Annotated in this window: 18 protein-coding genes; 9 read left to right on the forward strand and 9 right to left on the reverse strand. The window is 43.1% G+C overall.

Annotated features, from left to right (window positions below; all coding sequences use genetic code 11):
* The first annotated feature begins 76 nt into the window (after nt 1-76).
* A complete protein-coding gene (locus tag ACRD7P_RS04435) occupies nt 77-490 on the forward strand; it encodes a hypothetical protein (RefSeq protein WP_430906300.1) in 414 nt (137 codons plus the stop codon).
* 370 nt (nt 491-860) lie between these two features.
* On the opposite strand, the gene ACRD7P_RS04440 is transcribed toward ACRD7P_RS04435, so the two are convergent.
* The gene (locus tag ACRD7P_RS04440) at nt 861-1,400 is read right to left on the reverse strand and encodes a DUF2911 domain-containing protein (protein ID WP_430906301.1); all 540 of its coding nucleotides are present in this window, start codon (nt 1,398-1,400) and stop codon (nt 861-863) included.
* Between the two features lie 265 nt (nt 1,401-1,665).
* Here ACRD7P_RS04440 and asnB point away from each other — a divergent pair, with 265 nt between their 5' ends.
* The 3 genes from asnB to ACRD7P_RS04455 all read left to right on the forward strand — a co-directional run bounded on the left by asnB (nt 1,666) and on the right by ACRD7P_RS04455 (nt 6,594).
* Nucleotides 1,666-3,336: an asparagine synthase B gene (gene asnB, locus ACRD7P_RS04445; RefSeq protein ID WP_430906303.1), complete on the forward strand. Its 1,671-nt coding sequence runs from the start codon at nt 1,666-1,668 to the stop codon at nt 3,334-3,336.
* Nucleotides 3,337-3,794: 458 nt separating this feature from the next.
* Complete coding sequence (gene gyrB, locus ACRD7P_RS04450; RefSeq protein ID WP_430906304.1) at nt 3,795-5,744, forward strand: DNA topoisomerase (ATP-hydrolyzing) subunit B; 1,950 nt, start codon at nt 3,795-3,797, stop codon at nt 5,742-5,744.
* Between the two features lie 85 nt (nt 5,745-5,829).
* Nucleotides 5,830-6,594, forward strand: coding sequence for a hypothetical protein (locus ACRD7P_RS04455; RefSeq protein WP_430906305.1), 765 nt, complete (start codon nt 5,830-5,832; stop codon nt 6,592-6,594).
* A 192-nt stretch (nt 6,595-6,786) separates the two neighbouring features.
* Here ACRD7P_RS04455 and ACRD7P_RS04460 read toward each other — a convergent pair whose 3' ends face one another.
* On the reverse strand, nt 6,787-7,161 hold the full coding sequence (locus tag ACRD7P_RS04460) for a hypothetical protein (protein WP_430906306.1): 375 nt from the start codon (nt 7,159-7,161) through the stop codon (nt 6,787-6,789).
* Nucleotides 7,162-7,583: 422 nt separating this feature from the next.
* On the opposite strand from ACRD7P_RS04460, the gene ACRD7P_RS04465 reads away from it, so the two are divergent.
* Both ACRD7P_RS04465 and secDF read left to right on the forward strand, forming a co-directional pair.
* Nucleotides 7,584-8,510: a malate dehydrogenase gene (locus ACRD7P_RS04465; RefSeq protein ID WP_430906307.1), complete on the forward strand. Its 927-nt coding sequence runs from the start codon at nt 7,584-7,586 to the stop codon at nt 8,508-8,510.
* 251 nt (nt 8,511-8,761) lie between these two features.
* A complete protein-coding gene (secDF, locus tag ACRD7P_RS04470; protein WP_430906308.1) occupies nt 8,762-11,755 on the forward strand; it encodes a protein translocase subunit SecDF in 2,994 nt (997 codons plus the stop codon).
* A gap of 125 nt (nt 11,756-11,880) precedes the next feature.
* Here the strand turns inward: secDF and ACRD7P_RS04475 are convergent, their stop codons facing one another.
* The 7 genes from ACRD7P_RS04475 to ACRD7P_RS04505 form a co-directional block, all read right to left on the reverse strand.
* On the reverse strand, nt 11,881-13,131 hold the full coding sequence (locus ACRD7P_RS04475) for an ATP-binding cassette domain-containing protein (protein WP_430906309.1): 1,251 nt from the start codon (nt 13,129-13,131) through the stop codon (nt 11,881-11,883).
* Nucleotides 13,128-13,646, reverse strand: coding sequence for a GNAT family N-acetyltransferase (locus ACRD7P_RS04480; protein ID WP_430906310.1), 519 nt, complete (start codon nt 13,644-13,646; stop codon nt 13,128-13,130). The genes ACRD7P_RS04475 and ACRD7P_RS04480 overlap by 4 nt, the downstream gene beginning before the upstream one ends.
* 5 nt (nt 13,647-13,651) lie before the next feature.
* Nucleotides 13,652-14,140 (reverse strand): DUF192 domain-containing protein, encoded by a 489-nt coding sequence (locus tag ACRD7P_RS04485; protein ID WP_430906311.1) that lies wholly within the window; start codon nt 14,138-14,140, stop codon nt 13,652-13,654.
* Nucleotides 14,141-14,175: 35 nt separating this feature from the next.
* Nucleotides 14,176-15,135, reverse strand: coding sequence for a prolipoprotein diacylglyceryl transferase (gene lgt, locus ACRD7P_RS04490; protein WP_430906312.1), 960 nt, complete (start codon nt 15,133-15,135; stop codon nt 14,176-14,178).
* A gap of 136 nt (nt 15,136-15,271) precedes the next feature.
* Complete coding sequence (locus tag ACRD7P_RS04495) at nt 15,272-15,625, reverse strand: SnoaL-like domain-containing protein (protein WP_430906313.1); 354 nt, start codon at nt 15,623-15,625, stop codon at nt 15,272-15,274.
* 28 nt (nt 15,626-15,653) lie between these two features.
* A complete protein-coding gene (locus ACRD7P_RS04500; RefSeq protein WP_430906314.1) occupies nt 15,654-16,157 on the reverse strand; it encodes an SRPBCC family protein in 504 nt (167 codons plus the stop codon).
* Between the two features lie 120 nt (nt 16,158-16,277).
* Entirely contained in the window at nt 16,278-16,787 is a 510-nt protein-coding gene (locus tag ACRD7P_RS04505; RefSeq protein WP_430906315.1) for an SRPBCC family protein, read from the reverse strand.
* A 206-nt stretch (nt 16,788-16,993) separates the two neighbouring features.
* Between ACRD7P_RS04505 and ACRD7P_RS04510 the strand changes: the two genes are divergently transcribed.
* The 3 genes from ACRD7P_RS04510 (at nt 16,994) to ACRD7P_RS04520 (ending at nt 19,278) form a co-directional block, all read left to right on the forward strand.
* A complete protein-coding gene (locus tag ACRD7P_RS04510) occupies nt 16,994-17,872 on the forward strand; it encodes an RNA polymerase sigma factor (RefSeq protein ID WP_430906316.1) in 879 nt (292 codons plus the stop codon).
* A gap of 117 nt (nt 17,873-17,989) precedes the next feature.
* The gene (locus tag ACRD7P_RS04515) at nt 17,990-18,544 is read left to right on the forward strand and encodes an SRPBCC family protein (RefSeq protein WP_430906317.1); all 555 of its coding nucleotides are present in this window, start codon (nt 17,990-17,992) and stop codon (nt 18,542-18,544) included.
* Between the two features lie 35 nt (nt 18,545-18,579).
* Nucleotides 18,580-19,278 (forward strand): alpha/beta hydrolase, encoded by a 699-nt coding sequence (locus ACRD7P_RS04520; protein WP_430906318.1) that lies wholly within the window; start codon nt 18,580-18,582, stop codon nt 19,276-19,278.
* Nucleotides 19,279-19,285: the final 7 nt, after the last annotated feature.

A 19,285-nucleotide genomic window follows, 5' to 3' on the forward strand; every position in this document is an offset into this window, starting at 1 on the left:
AAAAAATCAGTAAATTAGGATTGTCATGGCTCCCTTTGGATGGCGAAAGCGATAACACCTGCAAATACCAGATATAATGAAAAAAATAGTGTTCTATTCCTTTTGGATGCTGCTATTGTATTCCACTGCAGCCGGCGCCTCCATTTTACCATCGGAAACAAAAGAAGCCACACGTTGTCCCGTATTCGAATCCGTTTTCGTTGGCGGATGGTCCTACGATGTGCAAGGGGCACCGGAAGGCTATGAAAACGGGTTTTTATTGGTGCTAAAAGAAGGCAAGCAATATAAAGCACAAGTGCAGGTAGGGGACAAGGCCTATATGGCTACGGACGTAGTCGCAAAAAAGCGTACGCTCCGTTTTACCCTTCAGATCAAAACGGAGACCATTGGGGTATTTTTGAACGCCAATGGCAGTAACTTCACCGGAACCGTAAGGGCTACCCAAGGGGTCTTTAGGGTAATCGGGAAAAAAACGGTATCGGCGGGCTGAAGTAAAGCTCGGTCGCTATGCGGGACAGCGAGAAAACCTTTATTGCCTTGTTGTTGTATAACATACCCGTCGTAAAATACGCCGTCGACATTTCCTCCAGGTACGGGCGTTTTAAATCTTGGATAATTTAGCGGTCGCGCTTGGCGGTCCGCAATTTTTATGGATTACAAAACGGCCCACAGCCAACCGTTTACCGCTACTTTAATGTATGGTTGAAAAGAATTTCATACTTTTCTTAAAAACGATCTATTTCATCGGGCAATAGGTATAGTACAGTTACTTGAGGGACCAAAAAAAACCCTAACGCCCATCGGGCCTAGGGTTTTGTTCGACAAAACGATTTCAGGTCGTTGTGATACCATTTCTGGTATTACATGGTAATCGGCACGGCAACGCGAGTGGTATCCCATCCCATAACCAAATGTGCGCCTCCGTCCACTTCCTTAAAAGCGATCGAAAAGGCTTCCAAAGATTTACCATCCGTTGAGGCAGCTCCCTTTACCCGCACAACATCGTTCTTTTCATCATAAAAATAAGATCCCCATTGGTTCAACTGATCGTGAAGGATAACGGTCCATTCCCCGTCACCAGGTATGCTCAATAAAGCATAAGTTCCCGCTTTTACCTCCTGTCCGCCAAAAGTGACGTCTTTGTAAAAGGTGATTTCCGGAGCCTCATTTGCCCCTGTGCGCCATACTTCTCCCGATTTGGCCAATTCCCCAATGGAACGACCTTTCAATTGAGGTCTGCTATAAACGATACGGACCATTTTATCCGCAACCTTGTAATCGGAAGGGTATGATGCGGCATCCATAGGACTTTTATCCAATCCGCTAAATTTTTGAGCTGTGGCTTCCGATGCGAAAACCAAGGTTAGTGCCAATAGGGCAAGAGTACAAGCTTTTTTCATATTGTGTTTTTGTTTTTGTGCCTGAGTCGTTTCAGGTTTGTGGTTCAAAACTAGTTAACAGTGCTTTCAAATTCTTTTAAAAGGTCGTTAAAATTACACCACCTTACAGAATCACCGTTTTAAATGCTTTTTGGTATTCCTAAATTTTAATATGATCTGATATTGATGTAAAAATCATTAAATTATAAGTAAAAGCAGAATTTAAGTTTTATATACAAACATTAAGGGTCATATTTGTATTGAAATTGATATAATATTATTAGATATGTGTGGAATTGTTTGTGCCTTTGATGTAAAGGAAAGTACCGAGACATTAAGGCCTCAATTATTGGAAATGTCCAAAAAGATAAGACACCGTGGCCCCGATTGGAGCGGTATTTATGCAGGAGATAAAGCTATTTTGGCCCATGAACGGCTGGCCATTGTAGACCCGGTTTCTGGAAAGCAGCCCCTATTGGGGCCTGAAGGAAAACTGATACTTGCGGCAAACGGTGAAATTTATAACCATAGGGAACTGCGAAAACAGTTCGAAGGATCTTATGAATTCAAGACCGAGTCGGATTGTGAAGTGATCTTGGCCATGTACCAGGAGAAGGGACCTGGTTTTATAGACGAGCTTAACGGTATCTTCGGTTTTGCCATTTACGATTCCGAAAAGGACGAATATTTTATTGCCCGTGACCATATGGGGATCATACCCCTATATATTGGATGGGACCAAAACGGTACCTTTTATGTGGCTTCCGAGCTAAAGGCATTGGAGGGGACCTGTACAAAAATTGAACTATTTCCGCCCGGACACTATTTACACAGCAAGGACGGTACATTTACAAAGTGGTACTCAAGAGATTGGATGGACTATGATGCGGTAAAGGAAAATGAGACCAGTATCCATGCGGTAAAGGAAGCTTTGGAGGCTGCAGTGCACCGGCAGTTAATGTCTGATGTTCCGTATGGAGTACTGCTCTCTGGCGGTTTGGATTCCTCCGTAACTTCCGCTATCGCTAAAAAGTACGCACAAAAACGAATCGAATCCGATGATACCAAGGAGGCATGGTGGCCGCAGTTGCACTCGTTCTCCGTAGGTTTGGAAGGTTCTCCCGATCTGGCTGCGGCCCGAAAGGTGGCCGACCATATCGGAACGGTACATCACGAGATCAAGTTTACCATTCAAGAAGGATTGGATGCCATAAAAGATGTGATCTATAATCTGGAAACCTATGATATTACCACGATCCGTGCATCGACACCGATGTATTTAATGGCGCGGGTCATCAAATCGATGGGGATTAAAATGGTGCTTTCCGGAGAAGGTGCGGACGAACTTTTTGGAGGATACCTATATTTCCACAAAGCGCCCAGTCCAAAGGATTTTCATGAGGAAACCGTTCGTAAACTGGACAAGCTGCATATGTACGACTGCCTTCGTGCCAACAAGTCCCTAGCTGCTTGGGGTATTGAAGGACGTGTACCGTTTTTGGACAAGGAGTTTATGGATGTGGCCATGCGGATCAACCCAAAAGATAAGATGATCAATGGGGAACGTATGGAAAAATGGGTAGTGCGTAAAGCCTTTGAGGATATGTTGCCCGAAAGCGTCGCATGGCGCCAAAAGGAGCAATTTTCCGATGGTGTAGGGTACAGTTGGATCGATACCCTAAAGGAAGTTGTGGACAAGGAAGTGAGCGACGAACAATTGGCCAACGCCCGTTTTCGGTTTCCGCTTCAGACCCCGACTAATAAAGAAGAATTTTACTATCGTTCCATTTTCGAATCACATTTCCCTAGTGATGCGGCCGCGATGTCGGTGCCTCAGGAGCCTTCCGTGGCCTGTAGTACGAAAATCGCCCTGGAATGGGACGAGGCATTTAAAAATATGAACGATCCTTCTGGAAGGGCCGTTGCAAAAGTACACGAAGATGCTTACGAAAATTAGGCGTTGGGCATAAACGAAAATTCTGTTTCATTCAGTTTTTATTTTTATTAGTCAATCGACCCCGGCAATTTGTCGGGGTCTTTTTGTGAACGTTACCGTTGTTTTTTTCATCTCCAAGATGGTTTGGAAATATCTCGATTATTTTCTTGTAGCCTCTTTTGCACGAACCTTGAACGGTTTGGGTTGCCTTACAACACATCAAAAACGGGCCATAATACTACTAAGATATTTCAAGACAGCCTCTCAAAAACAAGCGTTTTTTGAAGAAATCCCTTTTCTAAATTTTCAAGTTGTCCCAAAGGGATTTTTCCACATTTTTTGTTGATAACTTCGAAGTGGCGTTTGGGTTGTAACGCCATATTCTATAGGGTATTCAGTATATTTGTAAGATTGCAAAATTTCAAGCGGGAACCTTTCCAAAAAGGACAAAAGGACTCCCGAACGAACAACCTAACACTATGAGCGAAGAAGCGGAAAAAAACAAAAATTATTCAGCGGATAGCATTCAGGCCCTAGAGGGTATGGAGCACGTACGCATGCGGCCGTCCATGTACATAGGCGACGTCGGTACCCGCGGTTTGCACCACTTGGTCTATGAGGTGGTCGATAACTCTATCGATGAGGCCATGGGGGGGCACTGTGACACCATAAGCGTAGTCATTAACGAGGACAATTCCATTACCACGAAAGATAACGGTAGGGGTATTCCGGTAGGCCTCCATAAAAAAGAAGGGGTTTCCGCCCTGCAAGTGGTCATGACCAAAATCGGTGCCGGTGGAAAATTCGACAAGGATTCCTACAAGGTATCCGGTGGACTCCACGGTGTTGGGGTTTCCTGTGTGAACGCACTATCCAATCATTTGCGGGCCACCGTGCACAGGGACGGAAAAATATGGGAACAGGAGTATGAGCGCGGAAAAGCCTTATACCCTGTTAAAACGATAGGGGAAACCACCGAAAGGGGTACCATCGTCACCTTTAAGCCCGATGATACCATTTTTACCCAGACCACGGAGTACAGTTACGAGACTTTGGCGAACCGTATGCGGGAGCTTTCCTTTTTAAATAAGGGCGTGACCATTACCATAATGGACAAACGCCAGAAAGACCCGGAAAGCGAAACCGGTTATGTTGGGGAAACTTTTTTCTCCAATGAAGGCCTTAAGGAGTTCGTCAAGTTTCTTGACGGAAACCGGGAGGCGCTTACGCAAAACATCATTTCCATAGAAGGGGAAAAGAACGGGATTCCGGTAGAGGTGGCCATGATTTATAACACCTCCTATACGGAAAATCTACACTCTTATGTAAACAACATCAATACCCATGAAGGGGGTACCCATTTATCGGGCTTCCGCAGGGGGCTTACCTCTACCTTAAAGAAGTATGCCGATAGCTCCGGAATGTTGGACAAGCTGAAGTTCGAAATTCAGGGCGACGATTTTAGGGAGGGGCTTACGGCCATTGTGTCCGTGAAAGTTGCCGAACCCCAGTTCGAAGGGCAGACCAAGACAAAGTTGGGGAACCGTGAGGTGTCCTCCGCAGTTTCTCAGGCCGTTTCCGAGATGTTGACCGACTATTTGGAGGAACATCCCGATGATGCCAAAACCATCGTGCAGAAAGTGATTTTGGCCGCTCAGGCCCGTCACGCGGCGACCAAGGCGCGTGAAATGGTACAGCGTAAAACCGTAATGAGTATCGGTGGCCTACCGGGAAAATTATCGGATTGCTCCGAACAAGATCCTACCCTTTGCGAAGTGTTCCTAGTCGAGGGGGATTCTGCGGGCGGAACGGCAAAACAAGGACGAGATCGTAATTTTCAGGCCATTCTGCCGTTGCGGGGGAAAATATTGAATGTAGAGAAGGCCATGCCGCACCGGGTATTCGAGAACGAGGAAATCAAGAACATTTATACGGCACTCGGGGTCACTATCGGTACCGAGGAAGACAGTAAGGCCTTGAACTTGGAAAAACTGCGCTACCATAAAGTAGTGATCATGTGTGATGCAGATGTGGATGGAAGCCATATCGAAACGCTCATCCTTACCTTTTTCTACCGGTACATGCGCGAACTGATCGAGGGTGGTCATGTCTACATTGCCACACCACCGTTGTATTTGGTGAAAAAAGGAAGTAAAAAACAATATGCCTGGGACGATAAAGAGCGCGATGCCATAGCCGACACCTACAGTGGCGGAGTAAGCATTCAGCGCTATAAAGGTCTTGGGGAAATGAATGCGGAACAGTTGTGGGATACCACTATGAATCCCGATTTTAGAACGTTGCGACAGGTTTCTATAGATAATGCCACGGAGGCGGACCGGATTTTTTCCATGTTAATGGGTGATGAGGTACCTCCCCGAAGGGAATTTATAGAGAAGAATGCCGTGTATGCGAACATTGACGTATAACAAAGCGTACTTTCACAACAATAATTCGTCCGCTACCTAGCGGACGAACTATTTTAGGGCCATATACAAACCCTAAAGTTTAAGAATGAAAGTAAAATTAGTAGCAACGGCACTGTTCATGACCGCAACCATGTGTTTTGGACAAGAAGATTTAAAAGAACGGGAAAAACAGGCGGCCTTCGATCCTGCATACAGTTCATATTCCAGAAAAAAACCAGCTTATATCACCCTAAAGGACGGAACCAAAATAGAAGGGGATATAAAAGATGTGGATCGAAAGAAAGGACAGATAGAGCGCCTGAAAATTATTGAGAACGGGAAGAAAAAGGTCAAGATCGAAGCGACCGAAATAGCAGATCTGTACATGGCACCTTCCGGTTTCGATCAGTTCAACAAACAGGCGACCTATTTCAACGATGCTACCAAATGGGGCAAGTCCGATGCTTCAAAGCACATTAGCAAGGGATATACCATGTATACCAATCAAATGGTTTCTTTGAAGAACAAGAAAAAACCAACGGAATATTTGATGCAGGTAATCAATCCGAAGTATAGTCAAAAAATTGAGGTGTATGCCGATCCTTGGGCAAAACAGACCGCGAGCATCGGTGTTGGCTCCTTGAAGTTGGCCGGAGGAATCGCCAAGAGCTATTACATTAAAAAAGGAGACGAAAAAGTACTTTGGTTGACCAAAAAGGATTTTGACGAGCATTTTGAATCGCTGTTCATGGACAACGAAAAGTTTAAAGCGAAATACGCAGACCATAAATTCAAATGGAGTCTTTTGGGTGTGTATGTTTTGGATTATACCGAGTTCAGCATGGAAACGGAAACGGTCGAATCCAAATAGTAATACCGTTTCCGATGTTAAATTACCCTTTAAAAATTACTCTTTTCCGTGTATACTTCAAAAGAAAATCCCTGTTTTTTATTTGCGCAATTTAACACCGGAAACGGGATAAGAAGTTTAAACGAGTTCATAAAAAAACCCTGACAGTTTTGTCAGGGTTTTTTTGGTGTATTTAAGAGTGTTTAATAAAAATCAGTTTCTGATGGCAACGATGGTTCCCTGGGCATCTTTTAATATTTCTTCGCCCTTGTCCGATTGTTGCAGGGTCACTTTCTGATCTGGAAGGTCGGTACCGGGATAGGAGATGGTATAAGTACCTTGATCCTCGGACCATTTGAAATCGGTGCGTAGGGTCTCTTTTGCATTTATTTCGTGGTTGTACCTGCCTAAATAGGCATCGTTAAAGGTCCATTTTTGAAGTACTTTTTGTTTGTTGGTCTGGCTCGTGGTTTGAATGTCCACCTTTTCCCAGTAACCGATGATCGGGTCATCGTTCTCGGGAATTCGGGAACAATTGCTCGCCAGTATGATGCCAAGAATGGCAAATAGCGAAAAAATCTTTTTCATAATGCAGGTAATTAAGATTCGGGGTTTCTTATAAACGATAACGGGAGCGCATCCCTTGGTATTGCTAAAATTCGATGTATGACCGCGAATTCGGATTTTCTTCGTTGAATAACACGTTTTAAGGGTATTCGGCGCATTTCGTCGATGATGGCATGGTGCGATTCATCGATAAAATCGGACAAAGTGCGGGCAGGATTTCAAGACGGAATTTGGCACGTTTCCGTTTCCTAATTTTTAAAAACAACTTTTTAACCGTGTATTTTTAGATAAAAACCAAAGGGCGGATAAAAATTGAGGACATTCGCTCTAGTATTCCGAAAATGCAATGGGTATTAAAAACCATATCGATGTCCGTATTTAGGTAAGATTCCGTAATTTTGGAAGCCTTAAAAAATAAACGTTATCATTATAAAAACATATTTATGAAAGTTACCGTAGTAGGAGCAGGTGCCGTAGGGGCAAGCTGTGCAGAGTATATTGCAATCAAGAATTTCGCATCGGAAGTCGTATTGTTGGACATCAAAGAGGGTTATGCAGAAGGAAAGGCCATGGATCTCATGCAATGCGCCTCTTTAAATGGTTTTGATACCAAGCTCACAGGGGTTACCAACGACTATTCCAAAACAGCGGGAAGCGATATTGCGGTAATCACCTCAGGTATCCCAAGAAAACCGGGTATGACCCGAGAGGAGTTGATCGGGATCAATGCCGGTATCGTCAAATCCGTTTCCGCAAGCCTGATCGAACATTCCCCGAACGTTATTCTGATCGTGGTCAGTAATCCAATGGATACCATGACCTATTTGGTACACAAAACGACCAATCTTCCCAAACACAAAATAATAGGAATGGGCGGGGCCTTGGACAGCGCCCGGTTCAAGTATCGTTTGGCCCAGGCCTTGGAAGCGCCTATTTCAGATGTCGATGGTATGGTCATTGGCGGACATAGTGATAAAGGAATGGTTCCATTGACCTCACATGCCACTCGAAACAGCATACGGGTATCTGAATTTTTGACCGCCGAACGTTTGCAACAAGTGGCCGAGGATACCAAGGTCGGGGGTGCTACCCTAACAAAGTTATTGGGTACCAGTGCCTGGTATGCCCCGGGAGCCGCAGTTTCCGGTTTGGTACAGGCAATCGCTTGCGACCAAAAGAAAATATTTCCGTGCTCTACCTATTTGGAAGGCGAATACGGCTTGGAAGATATTTGTATCGGCGTGCCCGTAGTGCTCGGAAAAGATGGTATAGAAGCCATTGTCGATGTTCCGTTGAGCGATGCCGAAAAGGCAAAAATGAAAGAGAGTGCCGAAGGTGTTACGAAAACCAATGGTTTACTGGAATTGTAAACCGAGAGCAGCGATCGGAATACTTTCGTTCGCGAAAGTCAGTTTTAAAAGTGCCATTCTTGTTACCAAGAGTGGCGCTTTTTTTGCTGTATACCGATAAAAAGTTCAGGTATCTTCAGCTGTCCTTAAAGCAAACAACACCTGAGATTTAGCCATACCGGTAATAACTCCTAAATATGTTGTCAAATCCTACGGGAAAATCATATATTTGCAGGCTGTTATAAAAAGCATCCAATTAATATACGTAACCAATGCAAAGTAAAGGACTTATAAAGCTTTTTGCCTTCTTGTTCGGGCTAGTAAGCATTTATCAATTATCATATACATTTATAACCAATAATGTAGAAAGCAAGGCCGAGGCCTTTGCCATAGCAAATGTTGCCGAAGACCAGGAGGACTATCTTGAAAAGCGGGAAGCTTTGGAGGCCAAGTATTTGGATTCTATCGGAAAGCAAAAAATATTAGGGTTCACCGATTATAACGAAGCAAGGAAGAAACAGCTCAACAAGGGGCTCGATTTAGAGGGTGGAATCAACGTTACCCTTCAGATTTCCGTAAAGGATATTTTGATCGGATTGGCGAATGGCACAAAAAATCCGGTTTTCAACAAGGCGCTGGCCGATGCCGATGCCGCTTCAAGGGAAAGCGACGACACCTATTTGGAACTCTTTTTTGACGCTTTTGACAACATTAAGGGAGATACCAAATTGGCTACGCCCGACATTTTTTACACCCGGGGACTAGAAGGAGAGATCAATGCGAACATGTCCGATGATGAGGTAAAACCCGTTATCCGTAAAAAAATTGATGAATCCATAGAATCCGCTTTTGAAGTACTTCGTGAGCGTATCGATGGTTTTGGGGTCACCCAACCGAACATCCAACGGGAAGGAACTTCAGGACGTATATTGGTAGAACTTCCCGGTGCAAGGGATATTTCTCGCGCCCAGACATTGTTGTCCAGTACTGCGCAGTTGGAATTTTGGGAAACCTACAGACCAAACAATCAGGCCTTGCAAGGATTCTTTTTTCAAGCGAATGAGGCCCTAAAGGGATTGGTAGCGGATACCAAGGAGCCAGAGGTAAAAGAAGCCTCGGAGATCGATTCGTTGCTTTCCGATGTATCGCAGGATTCCCTGGACCTGGCAACACAGCGCAATCCATTGTTCGAGAAATTCCAGATCGGTGCCCCCAGCTACGCAGTTGGTGTTGTCGCCATAAAGGATACCGCCGAGGTAGGGAGCTACCTTCGTATTAAGGAAATCAGAAGATTGCTACCGGCGGAGTTGCAGTTCGTTAAATTTCTTTGGGAACGCCCACAAGAAGGTTCAGAGACGGTGGAATTGTACGCCTTGAAATCCAATCGTGAAAAAACACCTCGTATCAGTGGCGATGTGGTAAGCGATGCCAGGGCCGACTTCGATATCGGAGGAAAGCCAGCAGTATCGATGAGTATGAATACGAAAGGTGCCAAAGAGTGGGAAAAGTTAACGGGCGATGCCTATACCAATCAAACCGGAATCGCTATTGTACTTGACAATAAAGTGTACACGGCACCTGGGGTTTCCAGTGGACCCATCTCCGGGGGTAATTCCGAAATTACCGGAAAGTTCACGATAAACGAAACCAAGGATATTTCCAATGTACTCCGTGCCGGAAAGCTTCCAGCACGAGCTGAAATTATCCAATCCGAAATCGTAGGACCCTCATTGGGGCAAGAAGCCATCGATAGCGGTCTGATGTCCTTTTTGATTGCCATGGCCATTGTATTGGTATGGATGGTGTTCTATTACGGAAAAGCGGGCATCTTTGCCGACATCGCTTTGTTGCTCAACATCTTATTGATTTTTGGGGTATTGACCAGTTTGGGCGCCGTATTGACATTGCCTGGTATCGCCGGTATCGTTCTTACCATTGGTATGTCGGTTGATGCCAACGTACTTATTTTTGAGCGGATCAAAGAAGAATTGGCCAAAGGAAAAGGAAAGGCACAAGCGGTCGCCGATGGTTTCAGCAATGCGCTTTCCTCTATCTTGGATGCCAACATCACTACGGGACTTACGGCCATTATCCTATTCATTTTTGGTTCGGGCCCTATCAAGGGGTTTGCGACTACGTTGCTTATCGGTATCGTCACATCCTTGTTCACCGCTATTTTCATAACACGATTGTTGGTGGATTGGTACATCGGTGGAAAAGACCGTCGTTTGGATTTTTCAACGCCATTGACCAAAAATTTATTCAAGAATATCGATATCAATTTCTTGTCGAAAAGAAAGATAGCCTATGTGTTCTCCGTAATTTTGGTAGGTATCGGAATCTTTTCTTTAGCTACAAAAGGATTGCAGCAGGGAGTCGATTTTATTGGAGGACGAACCTATCAAGTGCGTTTTGAAAAGGCGGTGAGTGCTTCCGAAATCGCTTCGGAGCTCAATACGGAATTTGGTAGCGGTACCCAGGTGAAGACGTACGGGGAAGCGAACCAAATCAAGATTACCACTGCGTATAAGGTAGATGTGGAAGGCATTGAAGTGGACAATGAAATTCAGGATAAGTTGTTCGGTGCATTACAGAAATATTTGCCGGACGGCACTTCCAAGGCCGATTTTATTACCGGAGGTGGAGAAGCCTCGTTGGGGATCTTACAATCGGTAAAAGTAGGGCCTACCATTGCGGATGATATTAAGAAGAATGCCTTTTTGGCCATTATCGGCTCGTTAGCGGTAGTATTCCTTTACATCCTGATACGTTTCCGTAGATGGCAATTTTCTTTGGGAGCCGTTGCAGCGGTTTTTCATGATGTGATGATCGTTCTCGGAATCTTTTCATTATTGGGTACCGCAATGCCGTTTAACATGGAAATCGACCAAGCATTTATCGCGGCCATCCTTACGGTAATCGGATACTCTTTGAACGATACCGTGGTTGTGTTCGACCGTATACGGGAAATTATCGGTGAAAAGGGATGGAAAGCGGGAGAGAATATCAACCTGGCCTTGAATAGTACCCTTAGTAGAACGTTGAATACTTCCTTGACCACCTTGGTGGTATTGTTAGCGATATTCACTTTTGGTGGAGAGTCGTTACGAGGCTTTATGTTCGCCATGATCATCGGTATTATTGTAGGTACGTACTCGTCCTTGTTTATCGCGACACCAATAATGTACGATACCTTAAAGAAAAGTGTTACCTCGCCGATCAAGGAAAAAGCAAAGGCCGTAGAACAAGAAAAAGTGACTGCATAGTCAGAATACAATGGCATAACAGAAACCGCTGATGGTGCATTCCATTAGCGGTTTTTTTGTGTTCTATGGTTTTGTTGTAGTGCGAGGATTTCGAGGGTTTGTACCATTTCAAAGTTTAAATGGTATTAGTACAGTACCTCGCCTTTGGCGCCTTTTGGAGTCATCGTAAGTTGATATACCTGATCCGCATTCAATCCCGGTTCGGACCGGTGCGAAACAAAAATAACGGTCGTGTCGCTTTCCTGTGCGAACCTATTGACGAGGCTTACGAACATTCGAGCACTTTCATCATCCAGTCCGGTAGTCGGTTCGTCCAAAATCAATAGTACGGGGTGTTTTATCATTGCCCGTATGCACATGACCATGCGTTTTTGTCCGGTGCCGAGCTCTTGAAAAAGAACATCTTTTAAATGCCACATACCGATCAGTTGCAACCATGCCTTGGCCAGGCGAAGCTGCGCCGCAGTCGGACGGATGTAGAGCCCTATGGAGTCGTATAGCCCGCTGATGACCATATGGATTACGGAATGGTATCCCGTAAAATTATCGGTCATTGCCGGAGTAAAATACCCGATTTTTTGTTTGAGCTCCCATACACTTTCACCGCTTCCTTTTTTTTGACCGAAAAGGTACAGCTCTTGGCCATATCCTTTAGGATTTTCCCCGGTGATCATGGAAAGTATGGTCGTTTTTCCGGAGCCGTTCGCTCCACGGAGTTCCCAAAAACTTCCCTTTTCAATGGTCCAGTTAATGTGGTCCAAAATACAGCGCCCCTCATAAGAGACCCGAATGTCTTTCAATTTGATGACGATGGGAGCATCATAGGACATCGGTTCAAGCGGTTCGGGAATGCGTTGCTCCACAAAAAGTTCCCGCGCTTCCGCTCCTGGGTCTTCCCGATCTTCGAATTCAAGAACATCTTGGATATCTCCCCTAGGGCCCATTTGGACCACATGTTCCGTAAAAGTGAGAATATCCGTTTTTCTGCTAACGACTTGGATAAGGGAAATCGTACTGGAAGCTTTTTGCAAGGTGGTTTTTACCGTTTCCCGTGTTTTGGAATCCAAATGATCAAAAACGTTATCGAGTATAATAAAATCGGGAGCTTGCTCCAAAAGAAATGCGAGGAGCACCTTTTTCTGCTCACCGCTCGACATGGTCTTTAAATTTTGGGTGCGGGTATCGGTGATGATCTTACGATCGTGTTTTTCTTCTTCGTCGATAAACTCCGAAAGTGTCTTTTTGGAAAAAAGAAGCCCTTGTTTGTCCTTAAAATGTTCAAACCCTTTTGGGATGGGACCTTTTAAAAGCGATTCGATAAAAACGGCTTTCGGACTGGAATTGTCCACCAATATGGCCCAGTGCTGTGCATTCATAGGGCAATACGGTATATGTGAACGGGATTATTGTGGTATTGCGTAGTCCCGCGCTGTTGCATTCCGACAGCGGTGGCTACCTTTTGGGAAGGAAGGTTGTGAATTTGAATGATGGAGATAAGCGAAGGGGCCAATTGCCTTTCAATTGCAACTTCCTTGCATTGCAAGGCGGCCTCCGTGGCAAGGCCTTTTCCCCAAAATTCCGGTAAAAGGGAGTAGGCGATCTCAATTTCCCGTTTGCCGGCAACCTCCTGAATGAGCAATCCCGCCAATCCTACAAGCTGTTCGGTATCACGGAGTATTAAGGCCTGCTTTCCGCCCAATCCGTTCTCATATCGGTATAACGTCCGTTCAAGGTCGTCGGTACAGGCTTTTATCGGGTCTTTTGGCAGTCCTGACCAAAATTCGGAAGTACGTCGGTCTCGGTGAAAAGGCAACCATGCATCAAAGTGGGAAAGCGTTACTTTTCGGAAAAGCAATCGTTCGGTCGATTCTCCATCCAACAACAATTCCATAACGGCTATAGCTTTTCGTAGGCAATTCGGTCCCCAACCGTCAGCCCGAGTTCTTGTACCAGCCCTGCATTCACTTCCAGTACATATTGAACGGGAACACCAGATGGTAGGCTGTTTTCATTAAAAGGTTCGGCATTTTCTTGAAAACTGGCAATGGTCAGATCTGTTTTTATAAAAATAAGGTCCAAGGGAAATGCGGTGTTTTTCATATAAAAGGCATGCATTTCTTCCCGTTCAAAAACAAAAAGCATCCCTTGTTTCCGTTCCATTCCTTTTCGGTACATCAGACCGGTCTGCGTTTCATAGGAATTGTCGGCAATTTCGATATCCATGGTCATGATCAGGCTATCGCTTTTTTGCGAAAAGAAGGAGAGCGTACCTTCTTTGGTAAAACGCACTTCTTGGGTTTTTACCGGTTTTTTAGCGTCCTCCTTGCATCCCGTAAAAACGGTTAATAGCATCAGGGAAACGATAAAAAAAGTACAAGGGCGCATGTTCTTGGTTTTAATCAGCAATGAATTCAACGGTTTTACACTGTTTTTCCCGGTCGGAACATAAAATAAAGCCCTACTATAATGAACGGGATACTGAGCCATTGCCCGGTGGAGAGCAGCCCTAGACTTTCTTCAAAACCACCTTGACTTTTCTTCACGTACTCGACAAAGAAACGAACGGTCCACAGCAAAATTAAAAACAGACCGAAAAGGTACCCTTGTTTGTTCTTCTTGTCCGTTTTCCAATATAAAAAGTAGAGCAGGGCAAATACACAAATATAACAGACCCCCTCGTATAATTGTGCTGGGTGACGGTATGGAATTTGTGCCAGGTATTCGGAAAATTCGGGATTGTTCTCAATGGCGTCATAGGCGGCATTCAAGGTTTTTTCTTTTGTGACGCCCAAGGCTTTTGAGGGATGCATATCATTGGAATCCCGAATAAAACGGGTGGCGAAAAGGGTGGATTCCTCCGTTACCTTTCCATTGATCTCCGAGTTGAAGAAGTTTCCTAGGCGTACCAAAAAGGCTCCTATGGCGAAGGGAATGACCATACGGTCCAAAAGCCACAACAAGCTAAACTCGGGATGCTTTCGAATGTATAGGTACATGCCTATGATCACGCCGATCGTAGCACCATGACTCGCAAGACCGGTAAATCCGGTAAACTCGTATCCATCGATAAATCCGAACAACGAACCCTTTCCGGTGTCGCGTATCGGCAATAATATTTCTATCAAATTTTCGGAATAGTAAGACCAGTCATAAAAAAATACATGTCCCAAGCGCGCACCTAAAAGTGTTGCGATAAGGGTGTATATAAAAAGGGAATCCAGTTGTTCAACGGTTTTCCCTTCGTTTTTAAAAATACGTTTCATAAGGGCCCAACCCAAGGCAAAAGCGGTCACCCATAGCAAATTGTAGTATTTGATCTGCAATGGTCCAAGGCTAAATAAGGTTTCGTTCGGATTCCAGGTAATACCTAAAAAGTACATAGTAATTGTTTAGAGGGCTAAGATACATATTTCAAGTAAAGTCAGGGTATTCCGATAACCCAAATGGACTAGAAAAGTGAATACCCCTGAAACGTTCAAATTTCAGGGGTATTCCTTCCGCTATTGGCCATCACCGTTAATAGAAAAACTGTTCCGAAAGGATTTTTCCGTTTTGCACTTTATAAACGATAACTTCATCTAAAGGCCATTGGTTGCCGTCTTTTAATTCAACGGTCATTTTGTATGGGATAGCGATATAGTCTTTAGCAATAATGGCATCACCCACTTCCATACCTTGCACACCGGCAATGTTTTCCTGCATCGCTGCATCTTTTGCTTTAATGGCGGCAACGCCCTTAACGTGTGCGAAATGTTCGGACTGTGGCTCGATATGCTCAGCATCTGGATGAAAGAGCTCATCATACACATCATTGAATTTGCCATCCCTTAAAAGACTTACTAGTCTGTTTCCTACTTCTTGATTTGTCATTTCTTTTATGTTTATATTAATCGAATTGTTAAGAGACCTTCTTAAGCCTCTTTTTATTAAACTTTAAGTCGGATTTAGTTTTAATTTCAGTTTGCATATCGGTTTCCGCAAAATATTTTAAGTCGACCAAAGTCTGAAGAACGTCTTTTTTCATTTTTGGTACCATCATCCAACTCATTAATATTTTTGGAACAATGGCCAGCTCAACATTCAAATCCAGTTCCACTTCGGAAGTGTTTACGCTTTTCTTATTTACCGTAAAAGAATTTACCGCACTTTTCATCATTTTGGGTAATCCGTCTGCGCGATACCTATAGGTCATTCTTTCGGTATCCACATGTTCTACTATCTCGCTTATTTCGCCCCAAGCACTGTGGCAAGTACGTCCGCCATTTTCATTACCTAGCACTTTGCGGTCAGAAGAAGAATTTACTGTGCTTGCCCAGTCACAAACTTGTCCATACTTGTTCCATAAAATATCCCAGACTTTTTCTGCCGGTGCGTCTATTTGTATTGTTTCCTGTATTCTCATAGTGCAGTTATATTAAGTATACCCTTTTGATGCAAAAATTGAAGAGGTGTGACAACGCTGCTCAGTTTTCAAAAAAAATGCCCGCTGGATCAGCGGGCATTTTTTTAGTGCAAATTAGAATTATGCCTTCTCCGCCATTTTGGTTGACATTTCGTCAATGGAAGAATTCATAAATCCTTTAAACTGCTCTTCGTTCATTTGTGGGTTTTCCATAAATGCGTCATAGTTGGACCACCATACGATCATTGATTTATTGTAGCCCAAATCCACCACTTTAAAGTTGTTTACCAGGCCTTTTACAGGTACGCCCTCAACTACGGCATAAGTATATGTACGGTTGGTATCGTCGAACGAAAGGATATTTTCTTTAAAAAAACCTTTTCCGTCCGGTGTGGAGCAAACACGCTGCCCACCTGCGCCTTTTTCGCCCGTAAATTTTACACTGGCCACAGCGGATGAATATTTGTCGATATCATCCAGTTCTCGGATAATCTCCCAAACATCATCTGCACTTTTATTTACTACTTTGGTGTAGGTAAGTTTTGCATTTGGGTTTTGTGCAGTTGCGTTTTGATTTCCCGCTCCGATTGCAAATAGTACAACAAAACCTAGTAATTTTAATGTTTTCATTTTATATGTTTTTAAATGTTACAAAGCTTTGATGCAATTAAGTTTGAGGTGTGACGGATTACGCCAATTTTTTACCGGAGGGCGTGCCGAGTTGTTATTGAAGCATAAAAGCGAAACTCATTAAAACAGGTACTTTAATAGGTTTAATCAAGACGAAGTTGTCACATATTAAAAAGAATTGCATCTAATTCATAAACTAGGTCACAATGGACAACCCTTTCTCAAATACATATACCGGTGAAAAGACAGATTCCGCACTTGTCTTCGAGGCACAGAACGGAAGTACACAAGCGCTGGAAGAATTACTTTTAAAACACCAACCTTTTATATATAATGTGGCTTGGAAAATGGTGCGCCATCCTGCAGATGCAAAAGATTTAACACAGGAAGCACTTATAAAAATCGTTACAAGCTTAAGTAAGTTTCAAGGTAAAAGTAAGTTTACAACCTGGTGTTATAGGATTGTAGTCAATCATTTTCTGGAATCAAAAAGAAAACCGGGCGAGGAAGTGTTTACAGGTTTTGATGCACACGCAAATGGTCTTGAAAACACTCCTGATACGTCAATGACCGAAGCCGAGAAGCAGGAAAATGAAACGTATATCAAGGAAATGAATTATTCCTGTATGAGCGGAATGTTACTTTGTTTAAACAGGGACCAACGTATCGTTTATATATTGGGTGAAATGTTCGATGCCGACCATACTATAGGTTCTGAAATTCTCGATATTTCAAAAGAAAATTATAGAAAACGACTTTCTAGGGCACGAAAGGATATGTTCAACTATATGAACAATAAATGTGGTTTGGTCAATCCTGATAATCCTTGTAGATGTCATAAAAAAGTACAATTTGCACTTGATAATAAAATTATAGATGCAAAGCATTTACTGTTTAATAGAAAAGAGCATTCCAACTTTAAAAATGCCATAAAGCCGGACGCCGATTTTATGCTAGAAACCGTAGAAGACAAGTTTGATGAACTTTATAGGCAAATGCCTTTTAAGAAGGATTTTGATAAAAAAACCTTTTTACAGGATATTATAAATGACAAAGAAATTAATCGTGCAATGCGCCTGAATTAGTAGTTGACAACTAACGAAATTAGTAAATCCCAATGTGCACACATTGGGATTTTTTATGTGTATTTGTCACACCTTACTAATTTCTGCATCTAAAATTAAAATAGTAAAACGAAGATTATGAGAATATTTAAATTATTGATGATGTCCGTATCAGTATTAATGGTCGGGTGTAACGAAAAAGCTGAGAAAACCGAAAAACAAATCAAAGCAGAAGAAGTTACCATAAAATCTCAAGAATTAAAAGATGGGATTACAAATACCATATTCATTAATGCCAATGCTGATGACGTATGGTCACTTCTTAGAGAAATGGATAACATAGACGAATATTCGAGTGCAGTGGACAAAGTAGAGTGGAATGGTGATAAGGGTGTTGGCGGGCAACGTATGTGCACTTCATCTGATGGTAAAAACCAATTTAAAGAAAGTATCGTGGCGTTTAATGACCAGCAAAGAACATATTCCTATGCAGTTACGGAAGGTATACCCGCTAAAAATATGGTCAATACATTTAAAGTGGTAAATATGGGTTATCATAGATCTGCTATTGTCTGGACATCCAATTATGATATGTTTATAGAAAACCCGCAGATGGACGAAAATCAGTTTTTAGCTTTTGTAAATCAGTCCTCAAAGGAAATGATCGCTAATATTTCAAAAGTGGTTCAATAATGGGCTTTTTAAGCTTCATACGGATATCCATAGTAATGATTACATCAGCTTCGGCGAACCAGTGTAGTCCGGATAATCCCGTTGAGCAGACCTTTAGTCTGGACAGTAAGATTTTATCTGAACAGATTTCTGTTGTTCATTACAGTTTTTCTACATCTAAAGATATTCCTGTTATTTACATTACGGACGGACAAAAAATGATTGACAACGGTGCTTTAGAAAGGATAAAGACGCTTACCAGGGAAGAAAAAATTCCAAAGGCGGAATATGTATTTGTAAGTACCATTGCTGCCGAAACAAAGGAGGATAAGCGCAACACGTATTTTTTCTGTAACGCGGATTATATTTGGTTTTTTGAAGAAGAATTGGTACCTCGAATCGAGGGTGCACCTTCGCGAAAAGCCAAAAACAGAAGTTTGATCGGGATATCCTTTGGTGGATTGAACGCTGCCTATTTTTCGGGAAAAACGGATTTGTTTCAGAATTACGCCCTGTTATCGCCCATAACCTATCCTTGTGATGACGCGCTCAAGGCTATCGCTTTTTCGAAAAACAAAAATCTTAATATTATTATTTCAACAGGAAAAAATGATGCCGAAAAGTATGTGACGCCGCTTGCCAACCTTTATACATCAAAAGAATATAGGGTGAAGAATATTACAACTAACGGCGCCCACGATTTTGAAAATTGGAACGGACAGTTGCAAGAAGTACTAAATACATTGCTTCAATGAGATGGAT

This window comes from Maribacter sp. 2-571 (genome assembly GCF_050589625.1).
Classification (GTDB): Bacteria; Bacteroidota; Bacteroidia; order Flavobacteriales; family Flavobacteriaceae; genus Pelagihabitans.

Excerpts from the sequence above, each read along its gene's own strand:
- ACRD7P_RS04505 (WP_430906315.1), bottom strand. The coding sequence starts at position 16,787 with ATGAAAACATTAAAATTACTAGGTTTTGTTGTACTATTTGCAATCGGA.
- asnB (WP_430906303.1), top strand. The coding sequence starts at position 1,666 with ATGTGTGGAATTGTTTGTGCCTTTGATGTAAAGGAAAGTACCGAGACA.
- gyrB (WP_430906304.1), top strand. The coding sequence starts at position 3,795 with ATGAGCGAAGAAGCGGAAAAAAACAAAAATTATTCAGCGGATAGCATT.
- ACRD7P_RS04465 (WP_430906307.1), top strand. The coding sequence starts at position 7,584 with ATGAAAGTTACCGTAGTAGGAGCAGGTGCCGTAGGGGCAAGCTGTGCA.
- ACRD7P_RS04455 (WP_430906305.1), top strand. The coding sequence starts at position 5,830 with ATGAAAGTAAAATTAGTAGCAACGGCACTGTTCATGACCGCAACCATG.
- ACRD7P_RS04515 (WP_430906317.1), top strand. The coding sequence starts at position 17,990 with ATGAGAATATTTAAATTATTGATGATGTCCGTATCAGTATTAATGGTC.
- ACRD7P_RS04510 (WP_430906316.1), top strand. The coding sequence starts at position 16,994 with ATGGACAACCCTTTCTCAAATACATATACCGGTGAAAAGACAGATTCC.
- ACRD7P_RS04435 (WP_430906300.1), top strand. The coding sequence starts at position 77 with ATGAAAAAAATAGTGTTCTATTCCTTTTGGATGCTGCTATTGTATTCC.
- ACRD7P_RS04485 (WP_430906311.1), bottom strand. The coding sequence starts at position 14,140 with ATGCGCCCTTGTACTTTTTTTATCGTTTCCCTGATGCTATTAACCGTT.
- ACRD7P_RS04460 (WP_430906306.1), bottom strand. The coding sequence starts at position 7,161 with ATGAAAAAGATTTTTTCGCTATTTGCCATTCTTGGCATCATACTGGCG.
- ACRD7P_RS04500 (WP_430906314.1), bottom strand. The coding sequence starts at position 16,157 with ATGAGAATACAGGAAACAATACAAATAGACGCACCGGCAGAAAAAGTC.
- lgt (WP_430906312.1), bottom strand. The coding sequence starts at position 15,135 with ATGTACTTTTTAGGTATTACCTGGAATCCGAACGAAACCTTATTTAGC.
- ACRD7P_RS04520 (WP_430906318.1), top strand. The coding sequence starts at position 18,580 with ATGATTACATCAGCTTCGGCGAACCAGTGTAGTCCGGATAATCCCGTT.
- ACRD7P_RS04480 (WP_430906310.1), bottom strand. The coding sequence starts at position 13,646 with ATGGAATTGTTGTTGGATGGAGAATCGACCGAACGATTGCTTTTCCGA.
- ACRD7P_RS04495 (WP_430906313.1), bottom strand. The coding sequence starts at position 15,625 with ATGACAAATCAAGAAGTAGGAAACAGACTAGTAAGTCTTTTAAGGGAT.
- ACRD7P_RS04475 (WP_430906309.1), bottom strand. The coding sequence starts at position 13,131 with ATGAATGCACAGCACTGGGCCATATTGGTGGACAATTCCAGTCCGAAA.
- secDF (WP_430906308.1), top strand. The coding sequence starts at position 8,762 with ATGCAAAGTAAAGGACTTATAAAGCTTTTTGCCTTCTTGTTCGGGCTA.
- ACRD7P_RS04440 (WP_430906301.1), bottom strand. The coding sequence starts at position 1,400 with ATGAAAAAAGCTTGTACTCTTGCCCTATTGGCACTAACCTTGGTTTTC.